This window comes from Sinomonas gamaensis (assembly GCF_005876955.1).
Taxonomy (GTDB): domain Bacteria; phylum Actinomycetota; class Actinomycetes; order Actinomycetales; family Micrococcaceae; genus Sinomonas; species Sinomonas gamaensis.
The window spans coordinates 155,771-172,392 of record NZ_SSCL01000001.1; the positions used below are offsets into that span (position 1 = coordinate 155,771).

16 protein-coding genes are annotated in these 16,622 nt (G+C 68.4%); 11 read left to right on the plus strand and 5 right to left on the minus strand.

Annotated features, from left to right (window positions below; translation table 11 throughout):
- Nucleotides 1-3: 3 nt before the first annotated feature.
- Nucleotides 4-465, minus strand: coding sequence for a ribose-5-phosphate isomerase (locus E5679_RS00740; protein ID WP_138413192.1), 462 nt, complete (start codon nucleotides 463-465; stop codon nucleotides 4-6).
- A gap of 58 nt (nucleotides 466-523) precedes the next feature.
- A complete protein-coding gene (locus E5679_RS00745; RefSeq protein ID WP_138413193.1) occupies nucleotides 524-2,269 on the minus strand; it encodes a dihydroxyacetone kinase family protein in 1,746 nt (581 codons plus the stop codon).
- Nucleotides 2,270-2,437: 168 nt separating this feature from the next.
- Between E5679_RS00745 and E5679_RS00750 the strand changes: the two genes are divergently transcribed.
- The 3 genes from E5679_RS00750 (at nucleotide 2,438) to E5679_RS00760 (ending at nucleotide 5,178) form a co-directional block, all read left to right on the plus strand.
- Nucleotides 2,438-2,869, plus strand: a complete 432-nt coding sequence (locus E5679_RS00750; RefSeq protein WP_138413194.1) for a hypothetical protein — start codon at nucleotides 2,438-2,440, stop codon at nucleotides 2,867-2,869.
- Between the two features lie 4 nt (nucleotides 2,870-2,873).
- The gene (locus tag E5679_RS00755) at nucleotides 2,874-3,659 is read left to right on the plus strand and encodes an alpha/beta fold hydrolase (RefSeq protein ID WP_138413195.1); all 786 of its coding nucleotides are present in this window, start codon (nucleotides 2,874-2,876) and stop codon (nucleotides 3,657-3,659) included.
- An 82-nt stretch (nucleotides 3,660-3,741) separates the two neighbouring features.
- On the plus strand, nucleotides 3,742-5,178 hold the full coding sequence (locus tag E5679_RS00760) for an HNH endonuclease (RefSeq protein ID WP_171042194.1): 1,437 nt from the start codon (nucleotides 3,742-3,744) through the stop codon (nucleotides 5,176-5,178).
- Between the two features lie 28 nt (nucleotides 5,179-5,206).
- On the opposite strand, the gene E5679_RS00765 is transcribed toward E5679_RS00760, so the two are convergent.
- Complete coding sequence (locus E5679_RS00765) at nucleotides 5,207-5,851, minus strand: TetR/AcrR family transcriptional regulator (RefSeq protein ID WP_138413197.1); 645 nt, start codon at nucleotides 5,849-5,851, stop codon at nucleotides 5,207-5,209.
- A 158-nt stretch (nucleotides 5,852-6,009) separates the two neighbouring features.
- Here E5679_RS00765 and E5679_RS00770 point away from each other — a divergent pair, with 158 nt between their 5' ends.
- From E5679_RS00770 to E5679_RS00795, 7 genes are read left to right on the plus strand one after another with little or no spacing between them, the layout of a single operon-like run.
- Entirely contained in the window at nucleotides 6,010-7,254 is a 1,245-nt protein-coding gene (locus E5679_RS00770) for an amidohydrolase (RefSeq protein ID WP_275092530.1), read from the plus strand.
- Entirely contained in the window at nucleotides 7,176-7,685 is a 510-nt protein-coding gene (locus E5679_RS21390; protein WP_275092535.1) for an amidohydrolase family protein, read from the plus strand. Before E5679_RS00770 ends, E5679_RS21390 begins: the two co-directional genes overlap by 79 nt.
- Nucleotides 7,686-7,729: 44 nt before the next feature.
- Nucleotides 7,730-8,713, plus strand: a complete 984-nt coding sequence (locus tag E5679_RS00775) for an ABC transporter substrate-binding protein (RefSeq protein ID WP_138413198.1) — start codon at nucleotides 7,730-7,732, stop codon at nucleotides 8,711-8,713.
- A gap of 2 nt (nucleotides 8,714-8,715) precedes the next feature.
- A complete protein-coding gene (locus tag E5679_RS00780) occupies nucleotides 8,716-9,489 on the plus strand; it encodes an ABC transporter permease (RefSeq protein ID WP_138413199.1) in 774 nt (257 codons plus the stop codon).
- An 11-nt stretch (nucleotides 9,490-9,500) separates the two neighbouring features.
- Nucleotides 9,501-10,277, plus strand: coding sequence for an ABC transporter permease (locus E5679_RS00785; RefSeq protein ID WP_138413200.1), 777 nt, complete (start codon nucleotides 9,501-9,503; stop codon nucleotides 10,275-10,277).
- Nucleotides 10,274-11,110, plus strand: coding sequence for an ABC transporter ATP-binding protein (locus E5679_RS00790; protein WP_138413201.1), 837 nt, complete (start codon nucleotides 10,274-10,276; stop codon nucleotides 11,108-11,110). The genes E5679_RS00785 and E5679_RS00790 overlap by 4 nt, the downstream gene beginning before the upstream one ends.
- The gene (locus E5679_RS00795) at nucleotides 11,107-12,735 is read left to right on the plus strand and encodes a sulfatase family protein (protein ID WP_249335867.1); all 1,629 of its coding nucleotides are present in this window, start codon (nucleotides 11,107-11,109) and stop codon (nucleotides 12,733-12,735) included. The genes E5679_RS00790 and E5679_RS00795 overlap by 4 nt, the downstream gene beginning before the upstream one ends.
- A 63-nt stretch (nucleotides 12,736-12,798) precedes the next feature.
- Here E5679_RS00795 and E5679_RS00800 read toward each other — a convergent pair whose 3' ends face one another.
- Complete coding sequence (locus E5679_RS00800; protein ID WP_138413202.1) at nucleotides 12,799-13,761, minus strand: AraC-like ligand-binding domain-containing protein; 963 nt, start codon at nucleotides 13,759-13,761, stop codon at nucleotides 12,799-12,801.
- Nucleotides 13,758-14,342: a TetR/AcrR family transcriptional regulator gene (locus E5679_RS00805; protein WP_138413203.1), complete on the minus strand. Its 585-nt coding sequence runs from the start codon at nucleotides 14,340-14,342 to the stop codon at nucleotides 13,758-13,760. Before E5679_RS00805 ends, E5679_RS00800 begins: the two co-directional genes overlap by 4 nt.
- 113 nt (nucleotides 14,343-14,455) lie before the next feature.
- Between E5679_RS00805 and E5679_RS00810 the strand changes: the two genes are divergently transcribed.
- The gene (locus tag E5679_RS00810; RefSeq protein WP_138413204.1) at nucleotides 14,456-16,486 is read left to right on the plus strand and encodes a primary-amine oxidase; all 2,031 of its coding nucleotides are present in this window, start codon (nucleotides 14,456-14,458) and stop codon (nucleotides 16,484-16,486) included.
- Nucleotides 16,487-16,622 lie beyond the last annotated feature (136 nt).

Below are 16,622 nucleotides of genomic sequence, written 5' to 3' on the forward strand. Positions count from 1 at the left end.
GGACTAGACGCCCTCGTAGGCGCAGATCTCCTGGACCTTGGCGTTCGAAGCGCTGGTTTCGTCGAACTCGTAGGTGAGCCATTCGCGCACGTTGCGACGCGCGAGCTCGAGCCCGACGACGCGCTGGCCCATGCACAGCACCTGGGCGTTGTTGGAGAGCACCGAGCGCTCGACCGAGAACGAGTCGTGGGCCGTGACCGCGCGGATCCCCGGGACCTTGTTGGCCGCGATCGCCACGCCGAGGCCGGTGCCGCAGATGAGCACGGCGCGGTCGGCCTCGCCCCGTGCGACCATTTCGGCCGCGCTTGTGGCGATCTTCGGGTAGTTGGTGTGGCCGTCTGCCGTCACACCCACATCCGTGACCGAGGCGACGAGGTCGTGCGCCTCGAGGTCCTTCTTGATTGCTTCCTTGTACTCGAATCCGGCGTCGTCCGAACCGACGACGATCCGCCACTGACGTGCCATGGTGTCTCCTTCTGAAGAGGTGTTCGTGGAGGTAAGAGCGGGCTACTGGCTAGCGGTGCTACTGGCTGACGTCGGCCGCGCTGGCCAGCCGCGAACCGACGGTCGTCACGATGAGGGCGAGGGACACGGCACCCGGATCGGAGACACCGAGCGCCTTCTCGCCGTGCGAGCGGGCGCGGCCCGTGACCGGCATGAGATCGGCGGTGGCATCGGCAGCAGCGGACGCCGCCGAGGCGGCCGACGCCCACGCGTCGGCGAGGGTGCCGCCGTCGTGCACTCCCTGGGCGAGCGTGTCCGCAAAGGGGACCAGCGCATCGACCATCGTCTTCTCTCCGACCTTGGCCTTGCCGTACGCCATGACGGCCTCCGACGCACGGGCCACGCCGTCGGCAACGGTGCTGGCCCCGGGCGCCTCGGTGTCCCCGAGCTGCGCGCCGAGGGTGCGGAGGATGACGCCCCACAGCGCGCCGGAGGTTCCGCCAGCGCGGTCGGCCCATGCATCGGCCGCCCGCGTCAGGAGGGTCCCCGCCCCGGCGCCCTGCTCGGCGAGGGTGGCAGCGGCTGCCGCTGCGGCCCTGACCCCGCGCTGCATGCCGATGCCGTGGTCGCCGTCGCCGGCGATCGCGTCGATGCGGCCCAGTTCGTCGGCATTCTCGTCGATCACTTCGCGAGCCGCCTCGAGGAGCTCGGCGATCAGCCGCGCGGCGGTGCGGGAATCCTCGGTTGCAGCGGGCAGGTCGCCTTCGGCCCCGCTCTCGCCGTCGGCCTCGACTGCCGCGAGGGCGCCCGAGTCGACGGCGCCGCGCCGGAAGGCGGGTGTGTCCGCGGGGGCGAGCCACAGGCGCTCGAGTTCATCGTCCAGCCAGAACAGGGTGAGCGAGACGCCCGCCATGTCGAAGCTCGTGCAGAACTCGCCCACCTGGGGATCGACGAGCGTGACGCCCTTCTCCTCCGCGAGCTGGGCGATGCGCCGGTAGACCACGAAGAGCTCCTCGGACTTCACCGAGCCGAGGCCGTTGAGGACGGGAACCGCCCGGCCGCCCCTGGCTTCCACGCCGTCCGGGATCTCGGCGTCTGCGAGGAGGTGCTCCACGAACAGCTCGGCGAGGCCGTCCGCGCTCGGGATGCCCGTTTCGGCGAGTCCGGGCTCGCCGTGGATGCCGAGGCCGATGGCCATGCGGCCTTCTGGGACCGTGAACAGCGGCTCCGCCGCGCCCGGCATCGTGCATCCGGTGAAGGCGACGCCCATGGAACGGGTGCGATCGTTGGCACGCTGCGCCACGGTCTCGACGCCGTCCAGGTCGTAGCCGAGGGAGGCTGCGGCACCGGCGATCTTGAAGACCGTGAGGTCGCCGGCGATGCCACGTCGCTTCTCGCGCTCATGGGGGCCGGCAGAGAAGATGTCGTCCCGGACCGCCACGCTGCGGCAGTCGATCCCTTCCGCCCGCAGGGCTTCCTGCGCCTCGGTGAAATGCAGGACGTCGCCGGCGTAGTTGCCATAGCTCAGCAGGACGCCGCGGCCGCGGTTGCTCGCCCTCGCGACGCACTCGACCTGGTGGGCAGACGGCGAGGCGAACAGGTTTCCCATGGCCGCGCCGTGTGCGAGGCCGGGTCCGACGAGCCCGGCGAAGGCGGGGTAGTGGCCGGACCCGCCGCCGATGACGACGGCGACCTCCGGCTCGGGCGATGCGGTCGAGCGCGAGACGCCGCCGTAGACCTTCCGGACCCACTGGCTGTTGGCCTGGGCGAAGCCCTCCACCATCTCGTCCGCGAAGTCTGCAGGGTCATTCCAGAGTCTGGTCATAGGTGCGCCTCCACGCTGAGTCCTTCAAAGAACATCCTATAGGATATACGAATAACGACGACGGCGAAAGGCGCCTGTCGCTTCGGCGGTTTGGCTTCTGCTCTCCTCGACAAGGGCTGTGCGCCGAGCTCAATGCCCTGCCTCCGGGACATGGGCGAATGTGGACCCATGGCCGCTCATTACCCAGTTCCTCGCGCCTCGCTCCGGCGAGCCACCGTCCTTCATGCGCGCGTGGCGGCCCTCGCGGCGGCCCTGGGAGCTGTGGCCCACCTCGGGATGGCAATGTCTGGCGGCTGGATGGCAGCCCTCTCTCTCGTGATGGCGTCCGCCTGCGCCCCCTGTGCCTGGAAGATGCTCCACCGGCCCTCCCTGGGGGCCGCGAGGATGCTCGTGGCCATGTCGCTGGGGATGGCCGTGCTGCACGGTGCGCTCCTGCTCGTCACCGGGCCTGCCTTCGGGCATTCCCACGGTGCTGGTACGACCGCCACGACGGTCCTCCCTTCGGCGCATGCGGCTGCCGCACTCGCCGTCATGGGCGCGGACTTCGCGTCGGCGCTCCTCACCGCAAGCTGGATCAGGCGGAAGGCGGCCGTACGCTGACCCAGTGAGCACGGCCATCAACCCCACAGACGGAACGCTTCTTTCCTACGAGTCGTCCGGCGAGGGGCCCGCAGTCGTCCTTCTCCACGGCTCCGCGCTCTCGCGGTCCATCTGGCGCGGCCTTGGCTACGTGAAGGCGCTTGACGGATTCAGGACGCTTCGCCTGGACCTGCGCGGCCATGGAAGGAGCGGCAAGCCGCACGACGCCGACGCGTACGCGATGCCCCTCGTCGTGGAGGACGTCCTTGCGGTGCTGGGCGCCGAGGGTATCGAGCGCGCACACATCGTGGGCTATTCCTTCGGCTCGAGAGTCGCGTTTGCGCTCGCCGCAGGGAAGCCTGAGCGGGTCGCCAGCCTCGTGACTCTCGGCGGTACGTATCAATCGCAGCGGGGGCAGGTGGCGAAGGTGTTCTTCCCCGGCTATCTGGAAGCAATCCGCTCGGGCGGAATGAGCGCTTTCGCGGACGGCTTCGCGGCAGCCGGAAACAGCCTCGATCCCGTCACCCGGGCCGCCTTCCTCGCGAACGACCCCGAGGCGCTCGCCGCCTATTTCGAGGCGACCGAGGCTGGGGAGGGGATTCCCGACCAGACCCTGACGCGGATGACCGTTCCTGCATTGCTCCTGGCCGGAACGCTCGACCTGCCCCGGCACGAGCAGTCGCAGCGCGCGGCGGCCCTCATGCCGCATGCCCGCTTCGTGGAGCTTCCCGGACGCACCCATGCCTCGACGCTCTTCCCCTCGGGCCCGGTGCTCGACGAGCTGGTGCCCTTCTTGCGGGCGCACGTATGAGCTAGATGATGCGAATGCGGGAATGAACGTTCGAAACCCTATGGTATGATTAGTCATTACGTTCGATGAATTGGGGGCATCGATGGGCAGGGACTTCTCGGTCATAGAGTCGTCGGGGGATGTTGTGCTTGTTCCCCTTCCGGACTCCCTCCTCAAGGGTGCGCTGTGGCATCCGGACCCCTCGCACCTGACGGGCGTGCAGGCGCGCCAGGTGCTCGTCGACATCGGGAGCGTGCGTTCCTTTCTTGCGGCGGTCGAGGCGCTCGCCGTCGATCGGGTGCGGCTCGCCTGCGAGGATGAGGCCCGACGCGTTGCCGAGCAGGAGCATGGACAGCCGGTGCGCTTCGACGGGCGCCTCGCGCATGCTCTCGCCGTTTCCGAAGTGGCTGTCGCCGAGGGCATCTCGGAGTCAGCGGCCGCGCGCCTTGTCACTGCTTCCGAGCTTCTCTGCGGCCCGCAGCTCGAGATTCTTGAGCGGCTCGAGTGCGGCGACCTCTCGGAGGCTCACGCTCGGGCCATCGTGGAGGAGGCCTCGAATCTGCCGGAGCATCTAGCCGAAGAGTTCGGCATCAAGGCGCTCGCGAAGCTCGAGACGCGGACCGGCAGGCACCGGGCCCCTGGCGAGTTCCGGCGAGCGGTCAGGGATCTTCGGGAACGGCTCCATCCCGAGACGATCGCCGCGCGGCGGTCCCGAGCTGCTCGGGATCGGTGCGTGACGTTCAAGCCTGAGCCGGACGGCATGTGCACGCTGACCGCCTTCATGCCCGCCGAAGCGGGACTCGCCGCGTTCTCTCGGCTCGACTCGCTCGCCCGCCGCCAACGGATCGCCGATCCCGAGGATGTTCGGACACTTGCGCAGCTCCGCGCAGACCTGTTGGCCGGGCTCGTGCTCGGAGGCGAGCTCAACTCTCCGGAATACGTCGGGCCCACCCCGGCGGCCGAGATCGTCGTGCACGTTTCGGCGTCGGCACTGCTGGGCTCGTCCGATGAGCCCGCGGCCTTGGACGGGTATGGGCTGATAGATGCGGAGACCGCTCGGGATCTCGCCATCGCCGCTCCCACGTGGCAGCGGCTCGGCGTCGATGAGGACGGGGTCCCGCTCAGTCTGGGCAGGTCGGCGTATCGGCCGCCGAAGGGGTTGAGGCGCTTCATCGAGTATCGCGACGGAACGTGCCAGTTCCCAGGTTGCCGCTGCCCGGCGTCACGGTCGGACATCGATCACCGTGTGGAGTGGCAGCATGGCGGGACGACGGGCGCCGACAACCTGCAGTCCCTATGCCGCAAACATCACGCGCTCAAGAGTGTCGGCTCCTGGAAGTCCGAGCGCGAGGGGGACGACGTGGCGTGGACCTCGCCGCTCGGGGGCCGAGCCATGGCGGGGCCGCTAGACCGCGGTCTCGCGCCAGACGTTGCAGTGAAGCCAGGCGTCGCGGTGAAGCCAGGCGTCGCAGTGAAGTCGGGTCCTGCCGCCAACGAACGGGCCGAACCCCCGGCGGGGGAGCAGCCTCCTCCGTTCTGATCCCGCAGCCGTCAATCCATCACAGCTGTCACCCGTTGCGGGTGCCGGCGGCCTCGGCCTGCATTTCCGCGGAAACGAGCGCCCCGAGGGAATCCGCGAGCAGCTCGATGAGCTGCCGTGACTGTTCCTCGTGGGGATCGGCGATGTGCTGCATGCTGATGCCGTCGATCCCGGAGACGAACAGCCGTGCGATGAGATCGAGGTTGGGAGGTACCGGCTGGCCTGCGGCCTCTGCAGCGGAGCGGAAGAGCTCCTTCGTCGCCGAAACCCAGCCCTCGTACATCGAGCGGTTCTGTTCGCGCGCCGCAGACTCCTGCTCGGGTCCCTCGCGGAATCGACGCAGCAACAGCTCGAACGTGGTGACCTGCTCGTGCGGGCGCTGACGCATGCGCTCCCAGATGCGCCGGGCGTGCTGGCGGATCACTGAAGGCAGTCCTGCGCCCAGATCGGCGATGGGCGGGAGGCTCTTGGCGTAGTCGCGGCTCAGGAAGTAGTAGACCTCCTGGAGCAGCTCCTCCTTGTTGCGAAAGCAGTAGTGCAGTGCCGCGAGCGGGGCTTCCGCCTCCGCCGCGATCCGCCGGGTCGTCGCGGCGGGAAGTCCCTCCGTGGCGATCACGCGCGCCGCGGCTTCGACGAACTGCAAACGCCGCTCCTCGGCCGGAATTCTCGGCATCCAGACCTCCCCACTCAACGCGCCCATCCTAGGCAGACGACCGCTCCTGAAGCCGTCACAAAAGATTTTACGACAAAACCTAGTCAACTGACCTAGTCAAGCGACATACTTCTGTCCAGAGATGTTGGCCAGCTCACATCGGACGTGAGGAGACACGAATGACGGCAGATGCCGAGGTTGCGATCGTCAATGCCGACGTGCTGACCATGGACGCGTCGGCTCCGCAGGCGGACGCCGTGGCGATCGCAGCCGGGCGAGTGACGGCGGTGGGATCGGATGAGGTCGGCACGGCGATCGGCCCGGCGACGACGGTCGTCGATGCTAAGGGGGGAGCTGTTCTTCCAGGCATCAACGACGCCCACCTCCACTTCACCGCCGCCTCCATGGCTGCGTTCGGGTACGTCTCGGTGGATGCCGCGGCCGCCCCGAGCTGGGCACAGGTCGCAGCGAGCCTCGAGCGGGCCGAACCTGGGGACGACGGGTGGATCCGTGCGCGGGGCTGGGACGACGTCCTCATCGGACCGGCGCAGGGCCAGCTCCTCGACGTTCGCCCAGGCGTTCCGGTCATCGCGTTCGACGCGACAGGGCATCAGCTGGTGGCGAACCGGGACGCCCTGGAGCGAGCCGGACTCACGCGTGGCATCCAGGCCCCGGAGGGCGGTGTAGTCGGCAGGGATGCTGACGGCGAGCTCACCGGCGTCTTTCAGGACGGCGCGATGGAGTTGCTGAACAGGGCGCTTCCGCCCATCCCGCAGCGCACCCTTCGCGAGGCCATGCTTGCGATGCAGCGTCGTCTCCACGCCTTGGGCATCACCTCCCTTACCGAGCCCGGATTGGGGCCGGCCAGTGCCGGGCTGCTTGACGGCTCCGGTTCCGTCGCCGCGCTGAGGCTGTTGGGAGACCTCGCCGAGGCGGGGGAGCTGACGCTCCGCACCACAGTCCTCCTGCTCTTTGCAGGCACAGGCGGGGCGGATGCCGCCGCGGTCGAGGCCGGGCTGAACAGCGGCCTTGCCCGCGAATACTCGGATCGAGGTCTGGATTCCGCGCTCGTTCGGATCGCCGGAGTGAAGGTCTTCGCGGACGGCATCCCACGCAGCGGAACCGCTTGGATGACCGAACCGTACGGTGACCATTGCACGCGGGGGAGCCTCGTCGTCGTCGGCCGCTCCGAAGCGGAACGCGTCGAGGAACTGGCGCGCATCCTGGAGCTCATCGACGCCGCCGGTCTCCAAGCCGGCATCCACGCGACGGGCGACGCGGCCACGGGACGGCCGTCGACGCGCTCATCACGCGGGCCAACCCAGCCCTCAACCGCCACTACATCATCCACGGTGCCTTCAGCAGCAACGAGACGCTGTCGCGCATGGCGCGGCACGGCGTCGGCTACAGCACGAATCCCCTGATCCGCCACGGCGCCGGAGACGCGATGCGCCGTCTGCTCGGCAACGCACGGTTCACGCGCCACCAGCCCCTGCGTTCGGCGTCAGAGGCGGGAATCAAATTCAGCCTTGCCTCGGATGCACCGGTGGCAAGCACGGACTGGCGCGAGACCATCGTGGCCGCCGTGCGCCGGGGAACCCGAACCACGACGGGTGCCCCGAACGATCCCGAGCGCATCGGCGGTCGCCGCGCACTCGCCGCCATGACCGCCGACGCCGCCTGGCAGGACCGCGCCGAGACGGTCAAGGGGCGCATCATGCACGGAATGGCAGCCGACCTCTGCGTCCTGTCCACGCCGTGGCCTGACGACGATCGCATCGAGGAGCTCCTCGATGCGGACATCACTCTCACGCTCGCTGCCGGACGCACCGTCCACGAGCGAGCACTGCTCTGAATTTCATCCCCCACCCACCCCCACCATCACGAGGAGACCTCTCCATGCGACGAAGCATTCCCGCGGCCCTCGCCGCCGTCCTCGCGCTCGCGCTCTCTGCGTGCGGAGGAAGCTCGTCGGCGAGTTCGGCCGCCGGCGACTCTGTCACGACCCTCAAGGTCGGCACCATCGGCATCGGCAGCGACGCCGCGATCAAACTCGCCATCGACAAGGGCTTCTTCAAGGAACAGGGCCTTGACGTGAAGACCTCCGTTGTCGCAAATCCGCCAGCCGGAATTGCCGCCGCCCAGAGCGGGCAGCTCGACCTCACCTACACGCCGTCGATCCCGCTTCTGAACGCCCTCAGCAACAACGTGCCGTTGACTGTGGTGGCCGCGGCGGACGGCTACTCGGCTGAGGCCATGTCCAGCAAGGACATGACCAAGGTGGACGACACAGGCCTCCTGGTCCAGAAGGACTCGACGATCAAGCGGCCGAAGGACCTCGAAGGCAAGTCGGTGTCCGTCCCGGCCCGCAAAGCACAGCTCGAAGTCACCGTGAGCAAGCTGATCAAGGACGACGGCGGCGACCCCTCGAAGGTGAACTGGATGGTGCTCGACCCCTCGTCGGCGCTCCAGTCACTGAACTCGGGCCGAGTGGACGCCGCTTCCCTCGTCGCGCCGTTCGTCTCGAAGGCCATGTCTCAGGGGGACCGCCTGCTCGCTTCCCCAGGTGTCGAATTCTTCAAGGCCGGCGCAGTAGGGCTCTGGGTGACGGGCAACAGCGCGCTGCAGAAGGAGCGCAAGGCCATCGAGGGCTTCAAGGCCGCCATCTACAAGGCGAACGCCTATGCGAACCAGCACATCGACGAGGCCCAGCAGCTGAGCGCACAGATCACGAACAACCCCATCGACGTCATCAAGGGCGGGGCGGTGAACTATTGGCCGGACAAGGTCACGACCGACGACATCCAGCGGGTCAACGATTCCATGGTCGAGCTTGGGTACCTCAAGACGCCCGTGAAGCTGCCGGCAAACCTGGTTCTCTGAGCATGAGGACGTCGTTCAAGCCGCTCGCAGCGGGGGTCGGGGGTGTCGCCGCCGCTCTGCTCCTCTGGCAGGCCGCGTCCGGGGCCCGCGCCGCTGGCGGTTCCTTGCCGTCGGTGGGCAGCGTCGCCACCGACCTCGGCGCACTCGCTGGCAGCCCCGATTTCTGGTCCGCGCTCGCCCAGACGGTCGGGATCGCCCTCCTCGGCCTCGCTGCCTCAGGCCTCGGGGGGATCGTCGTCGGGATCCTTGTGGGGAGCTTCGAGCCCGTGCGCTACGCGACGCGCGCGGCCCTCGAATTCCTCAAGCCGATCCCGCCCATCGTGATCCTCCCGCTCGTGGTGCTCATCCTCGGACCCACCGGGCAGATGTCCTGGTTCCTCGTCTTCCTCGGCTGCCTCCTGCCGATCGTGATGCAGACCGTCGACGGCGTCCACAGCACAGACCCCGTGGCCCGTGACACCGCCCGCTCATACGGAATGAAGCCGGTCGAGATCCTCGTCCGCATCGTGCTCCCGAGCGCCATGCCGTACATCGGGACGGCAATGCGGGTATCGGCTCCTGCCGCGCTCATCATCACGGTCGTCGCTGGACTCTTGGGCGGCGGGCCCGGGCTCGGCCAGAGCCTGTACCTCGCCCAGGCCGGCGGCGACTACCCGACGCTCTACGCTCTCGTGATCGTGCTGGGCATCCTTGGCCTGCTGTTCCAGCTGGGGACGCGGGTCGCGGAGCGGCGGCTTCTGCACTGGCACGAGTCCTACCGTGAGGTGGCGCACTAATGGACAAGCTGATGAACAAGCGTCCTGTCCTCTGGCTCCTCGGAATAGGGACGCCGGCGCTCCTCCTGGCCGCCTGGTGGCTCGCCTCGGCGGGGTCCACGGACACCTTCTTCCCGCCCCTCGCGGACATCGTGGACCGGTTCCGGGCCCTGTGGCTCTTCGACCACTTCGGGTCCGACGTGCTCGTGAGCCTGAGGAACCTCGTTCTCGGGTACGCGATCGCGGCGCTCGCCGCCGTCGCCGTGGGCTTCGTGACGGCCCTGGCTGCACCCGTCCGCTGGGCCGTGGATCCCCTGATCCATTTCCTGCGCGGCATCCCGCCCGTGGCGCTGGTTCCGATCTTCATTTCGCTCATGGGTTTCGGCCCCGAGATGCGCGTGGCGAGCATCGCCCTCGCGGCGTTCTTCCCGACGTTCATCGCGACGGTCGACGGCCTGCGGGCCGTGGACCGCGGACTGCTCGACGTTGCGCAGGTCTACCGGCTCTCGCGCCGCGACCGCGTCGTCGCCGTCCTCCTCCCCGCGGCGTCTCCGCAGATCTTCTCGGGTCTGCAGGTGAGCCTGCAGACCGCGTTCGTGGTGATGATCGCCTCGGAGATGCTCGGCCCCTCGCGGGGCATCGGTGCCATGACGCTCTTGGCCCAGCAGAGCTTCATGATCTCGGACATGTGGTCCGGAATCCTGCTCCTCGGTGTGATCGGCTTCGCCGCCAACTTCCTGTTCGACCTGGTCCGGCGCAAGGTGCTGGCCTGGTATATCGGCTCCCGCAGATTGGCCCGTGCATCATGAGAACTACAGAAACCGCGCCCATCACCACGACCGACACGCCCGTGGTCCCCGAGCCTCCTCGCCTCGACGTCGTCCACCTCGCCAAGAGCTACGGCTCCTCTTCACAAAAGGGCGACGGCGGCAAGAAGGTGATCGAGGACCTCACCTTCAGCGTCGGGGCCGGGGAGGTGGTGTGCATCGTCGGGCCTTCCGGCGTCGGCAAGACGACGCTCCTGAAGTGCCTCGCCGGCCTCCAACCTGCCTCCTCCGGGTACGCGGCGATCGACGGGCGCACGATCAGCGGGCCCCCGCCCGAGATGGCGCTCGTGTTCCAGGACTACAGCCGCTCGCTCATGCCGTGGCTCACGGTCCGCAAGAACGTCATTCTGCCGCTGCGGCACCTGCGTCTGGCGAAGGCCGAACTGAAGGCCCGCTGCGACGAGGCTCTCGAAGCCGTGGGGCTCTCCCACGCTGAGAACCAGTACCCCTGGCAGCTCTCCGGCGGCATGCAGCAGCGGGTTGCTATCGCCCGAGCCCTCGCGTACCGCCCGGAGATCCTCATCATGGACGAGCCTTTCGCCTCGGTGGACGCCCAGACGCGGTTCGACCTCGAGGACCTGTGCCTCAGGATCCGCGAGGACTTCGGCATGACCATCCTCGTGGTGACCCACGACATCGATGAGGCGGTGTACCTGGCCGATCGCGTCGTCGTGCTCGGATCCAAGCCCGCCCGCGTGCTGCGCGTCGTCGACGTCGATCTCCCGTCCCCGCGCGACCAGATCTCCACGCGCGCTCTGCCCGAGTTCGCCGAGCAGCGCACCGAGGTGCTCGCGCTGATCAAGAGGCCCGCGTGACGGCCGCCGGGCGCCCGGTGCAACCGGAGCGACGCCCCAACGTCCTGGTGATCGTCGCGGATCAGCTGCGCGCCGACCACCTCGGCTTCGGCGGGAATTCGGTGGTGCGGACCCCCCATCTCGATGCGCTCGCCGCCCGGGGGACCGTCTTCGAGAACGCGACCGTCGCCAACCCGACGTGCATGCCCAATCGCGCCTCGCTCGCCACCGGCCGATGGCCCTCAGCCCACGGCACGCGCTGCAATGGGATCCCGCTCGATCCGGAGTCGCGCACGCTCATGCGTTCGCTCGCCGATTCGGGCTATCGGACGATCGGCGTCGGCAAGCTGCACCATCAGAACATGGGGTGGGACTTCGAGCCCGAACAGCAGGAGGAGATTCGGGCGACAGCGCCGCTCCTGCTGGATGAGCACTCCGCCGACGCGCGCCAGCGCGGGCGCGCGGAGGGGTGGGACCGCTGGGAAGACCGGAGGGCCCACGAGGAGCGGTTCATCCCCCTGCCCTCCGACTACTACGGTTACGGGCACGTGGATCTCGTGGTAGGCCACGGTGACCATCCAGGCGGGCATTACCTGCACTGGGCGCGCGAGCGCGGACTGGATCCAGACGTCGTTGGGGGCCCAGAGAACTCGAAGGCCCCGTATCCGGGGTGGGATCAGGTGTACCGCACCGCGATCCCGGCGGAACTGCACCCGAGCACCTACATCGGGGAAAAGGCAGTGGAGCACCTCAAGGACGCCGCGGGACAGGATGCACCGTTCTTCCTGTTCGTCTCCTTCCCCGATCCCCACCACCCGTTCTCGCCGCCGGAGGGGTACGACCTGCTCTATAGCCCCGACGACATTCCCCTGCCGCTGGGCTTCGAGCAGGATCATTCGAGGTCGCCGCGGCACATCCAGCAGATGGTCGCGCGTCGGGGCTGCCCGGGAAGCGATCCCACGATGACCTGGGCGGCGACGGCCGACCAGTATCGGCACGCTGCTGCGGCCCAGTACGGGTTGATCACGCTCATGGACGAGCAGATCGGACGCATCCTCGCCGAGCTCGAGGTGCAGGGACTCGCAGATGATACGGTCGTCGTCTTCACGGCCGACCACGGCGACCTCTTCGGCGATCACGGGCTCATGCTCAAGCACTTCTCGCATTACCGAGCGGTCACGAATGTCCCGCTCGTTGTCGCGCTGCCAGCCAGCTTCGACGCGGTCGGCGACGGCCGCCGCAGCGAGGCGCTCGTCTCGAGCCCGGATCTCGTTCCGACGCTCATGGAGCTCACGGGGGCTGCGCCGTTCCGCGGGATCCAGGGGAAGTCCTTTGCAGGGATTCTGCGGGGCGAGGCTCGGACGCATCGCGAGGCCCTGCTCGTCGAAGAGGATCAGCCGTTCGGGCTCCCGGGCCTTCCCGGGCCCGTTCGGATGCGGACGGTCATCACAGCCCAGGGCCGCCTCACGCGCTACTTCGGATCAGGGATGGCAGAGGTCTACGACCACCGTGCTGATCCCGGCGAGCTTGAGAACCTCGCCGGTCGCCCGGAGCACCGCGACTTGGAGCGGCAGCTCACGGAAGCGCTCGTCGTCGAGATGGCGGGCGTCGCAGACGAGGGAACGGCGCCAACTGCGGCGGCGTAGTTCCCTCCGGTGCCCCGGTTCGCGGTTCTCCAGTCCCGCGCACCGGGGCACCATGCTTCGGGTTCAGCCAGCGCGGTAGCCCGTGGGGGATTCGCCGTAGGCCGCCCGGAAGATGCGGCTGAAATGAGCCGAGTCGAGGAAGCCCCAGCGGGCGGCGATCACCGTGACGGGCCGATCAGCGAGGACGGGGTCGCGAAGGTCGCGCCGGCAGCGCTCGAGCCTGCGCTCGCGGATCGACGCCGCGACTGTGGTGCCCACTTCGCGGAAGAGGTCGTGGAGGTGGCGCGTCGAGATGTAATGGGCGGCCGCGATTGAGCCGGGCGAGAGGTCCGGATCGCCGAGGTGCGCCTCGATGAAATCGTGGATCCTCCCCAGGAGCAGCTGGTGCGGGTCTCTGGAGGACGCGCCGCGCAGGTCCAGCTCGCCGTTGAACAGCGTGGTCACAAGGTCGAGCGCATTGTGGACGAGGCGCGTGCCATTTGGGCCGGCGATCGACTCGAGGCTGTCCGCGAGGCGCAGAAGGAAGGGGCTCACGAGGGCGCCAAGTCCACTCGAGCCGCTGATCGTCGTCGCCGTGATCTGCGTCATCGCCTCGGCCGGAAGGTCGAGGGCCGTATGGGGGAACATGAAGATCAGGCTGCGGAAGTCGCCGTCGAACGCGAGGGTGTACGGCCGATCGGTCGAATACACGGCGAGGTCACCGGGACGGACCACGGCTTCCCGCCCGTCTTGGAGGAGGAGTCCGGTCCCGGCGAGCTGCACGCCCAGCTTGAAGTACTTGCGGTCGGAGGCCGCGATCAGCTCGTCGGTGCGGTGCACCGCGTGCCCGCTCGCGGAGACCTCGATCATGCTGAGGTCCTCGAGCTCCAGCCTCTTGCCGCGCATACTGCCCTGGAAGCCCGCAACGCGGTCGGCGGTGACCTTGAGCGGGACGAAGGAGTCGGACGTCGCGCGGCGCCACGCGTCGATATCGTGAGCGACGGCGAGGTCGAGCCCGGGCGATTTGACGACGGCTGGCGCTGTCATGCGGTGCCTCCGATCAGTGCAGTGAGCAGGCAGTCGAGCTGGTCGACGAGCTGCTGCGGCGAGTGGTGGGCGGGGGAGAGGGTTGCGGTGATCTGGGCCCCGAGGACGAGGTCCATGATGGCGCCGACGGCGGTGACGGCATCTGAGCCGCCGTGCCCCGCCTGAACGAGGAGCCTGCCGAGCGATTCCCGCCACTGCTCCATGGACCGCTCGTGGACGGCCGCCTTTGCGGGATCCTGCAGCGCCTTCTGCCAGAACGCGATGGCAACCCGAGCCTCGTTCCGTCGCTCGTCATCGAGCGGGAGGATCTCGTGGCAGTACGCCCGCAGCGCCTCCCGCCCGGCGAGCCCGGCGACGGCTGCGTCCATACGGCGGTTGGTCTGGGCGAAGATGTGCTCGAACGCGAAGTCCAGAAGTCGGTCCTTCGACGGGAAGTAAGGCTTGAGTGCGCCGTTTGCGAAGCCGGCCTCGGCGGCGATGTCGCGCATGGTGGCGCCGTCGAGTCCCTTCTCGGCGATGATGCGCCACGTTGCGTCCACGAGCTCCATGCGGCGCTGGTCATGGTCGACGATCTTCGGCATCGGTTCTGCGTCCTCATTCGAAAAGTCTTTTTTCTACAGCTGTTGTGATTCAGCTTACAGGCGGTTTATTCTCTACGTCTATAGAAAAAACCCATCCGCCTTCCGGAGGACCCATGAGCATCGAGACCAGCGCCCACGCCTGTCATGCGGCTGACCAGCGCCCAGACTATGAAGAACACGCAGACCATGAAGAAGACGAGCTCGCCGGCGCCTACGCCCTCGCGACCTCCCAGGAAATCAGCGCAGTCCGCGAGATCCTCGCCGAGGCCGGCCTGTGGAGCGAGACCACCCGCGTCGCGTACCTGGGTCTCGTGGAGCCGGCACGAGGCACCCATGCCGATGCCGCCGACGGACATGCCGCCGTTGACCGCCGTTTCCGTGCCTTCCTCCACGACACCGCCGGCGCCCGCCCGCACGACGTCACGGTCTCGGTGACCCGCCGCGAGGTGGACAGGGACGTCGAGCTCGACACCGCCCTCACCGGTGAGCTGCCCGTGCTCGAGGAGGAGTTCGAGGCCGTCGAGGAGATCCTCAACGCGGACGAGCGCTGGCTCGCGGCGCTCGCGGCCCGCAATCTGGACGTCGCCAAAGTCCGCGTGGCCCCATTGTCGGCGGGCGTGTTCGAGTATCCGGAGGAGAAGGGCCGCCGGATCCTCCGCGGGCTCGCCTTCGTGCAGGAGTTCCCCGAGGATCTCCCGTGGGCCCACCCGGTCGACGGCCTCGTGGCGTACATCGACATCGTGAACCGCGCGGTGGATCAGGTCCTCGACTTCGGACCCGTGCCGGTTCCGGCCGAGCACGGCAACTTCACGGACCCAGAGCTCACCGGTCCGCTGCGCACGAGCCAGAAGCCGATCGAGATCACTCAGCCCGAGGGGCCGAGCTTCACGGTCACCGGCGGCAATCACGTCGAGTGGGAGCGCTGGAGCCTGGACGTCGGCTTCGACGTGCGCGAGGGCCTCGTGCTCCACAACATCGCGTTCGACGACGTCACACCCCACCAGAAGGCGCCCCACCAGGAAGCGCGTCGCCGCCGCATCCTGGACCGCGCCTCGATCGCGGAGATGGTGGTTCCCTACGGCGACCCCTCGCCCGTGCGGTCTTGGCAGAACTACTTCGACACGGGGGAGTACCTCGTGGGCCAGTACGCCAACTCGCTCGAGCTCGGCTGTGACTGCCTCGGCGAGATCACCTACCTGAGCCCCGTGGTGAGCGACGCCTTCGGCAACCCGCGGACCATCCGCAACGGGATCTGCATGCACGAGGAGGACTGGTCGATCCTCTCGAAGCACTCCGACCTGTGGGCAGGCGTGAACTACGTGCGCCGCAACCGGCGCCTTGTCATCAGCTTCTTCACCACGATCGGCAACTACGACTACGGCTTCTACTGGTACCTCTACCTCGACGGCACCATCGAGTTCGAGGCGAAGGCCACGGGCGTCGTCTTCACGAGTGCCTACCCGGGCAAGGGCTACGAGTACGCCTCGGAGATGGCGCCGGGCCTGGGAGCGCCGTTCCACCAGCACCTCTTCAGCGCGCGCTTGGATTTCGCGCTCGACGGCGGTCCGAACCGCGTCGAGGAAGAGGACGCCGTGCGCGTCCCCATGGGTCCGGGCAACGAGCGCGGGAATGCCTTCACGAGGCGCCGCACCGTGATCCGCCGGGAATCCGAAGCGGCCCGCACCGCCGACATGGCGGCCGGCCGCGCCTGGATCGTCACGAATCCCGCGTCGCTCAACCGCCTCGGCGAGCCGGTCGGGTACAAGCTGCACCCGCAGGGCCAGCCCATGCTGCTCGCCGACCCGTCGTCGTCGGTCGCCGCCCGCGCCGCGTTTGCAACGAAGGACCTCTGGGTGACGCGCTACGACGAGAGCGAGCGGTATCCCACCGGCGACTTCGTCAATCAGCACTCGGGAGGCGCGGGGCTCCCCGCGTACCAGGCGCAAGACCGCGACCTCGACGGCACTGATCTCGTCGTGTGGCACACCTTCGGCCTGACCCACTTCCCGAGGCCCGAGGACTGGCCGATCATGCCCGTCGACCACGTGGGCTTCCGGCTCCGGCCGGAGGGCTTCTTCGATCGCAGCCCGGTCCTGGACGTGCCGCCGTCCGCTCCCCGCGAAGGCGGTCACTGCCACGCCTAGGCGCCCGCTCCCGGGGACCCGCTCCTTGGGGGACAAGAAGCGTTCGCTGTGGGACAAGTCACACGGCACGCGGCCGCAGCACGATGGTGCTGCGGCCGCAGCCGCATCCACCTTTTCATCCACCATCGACTGGAGA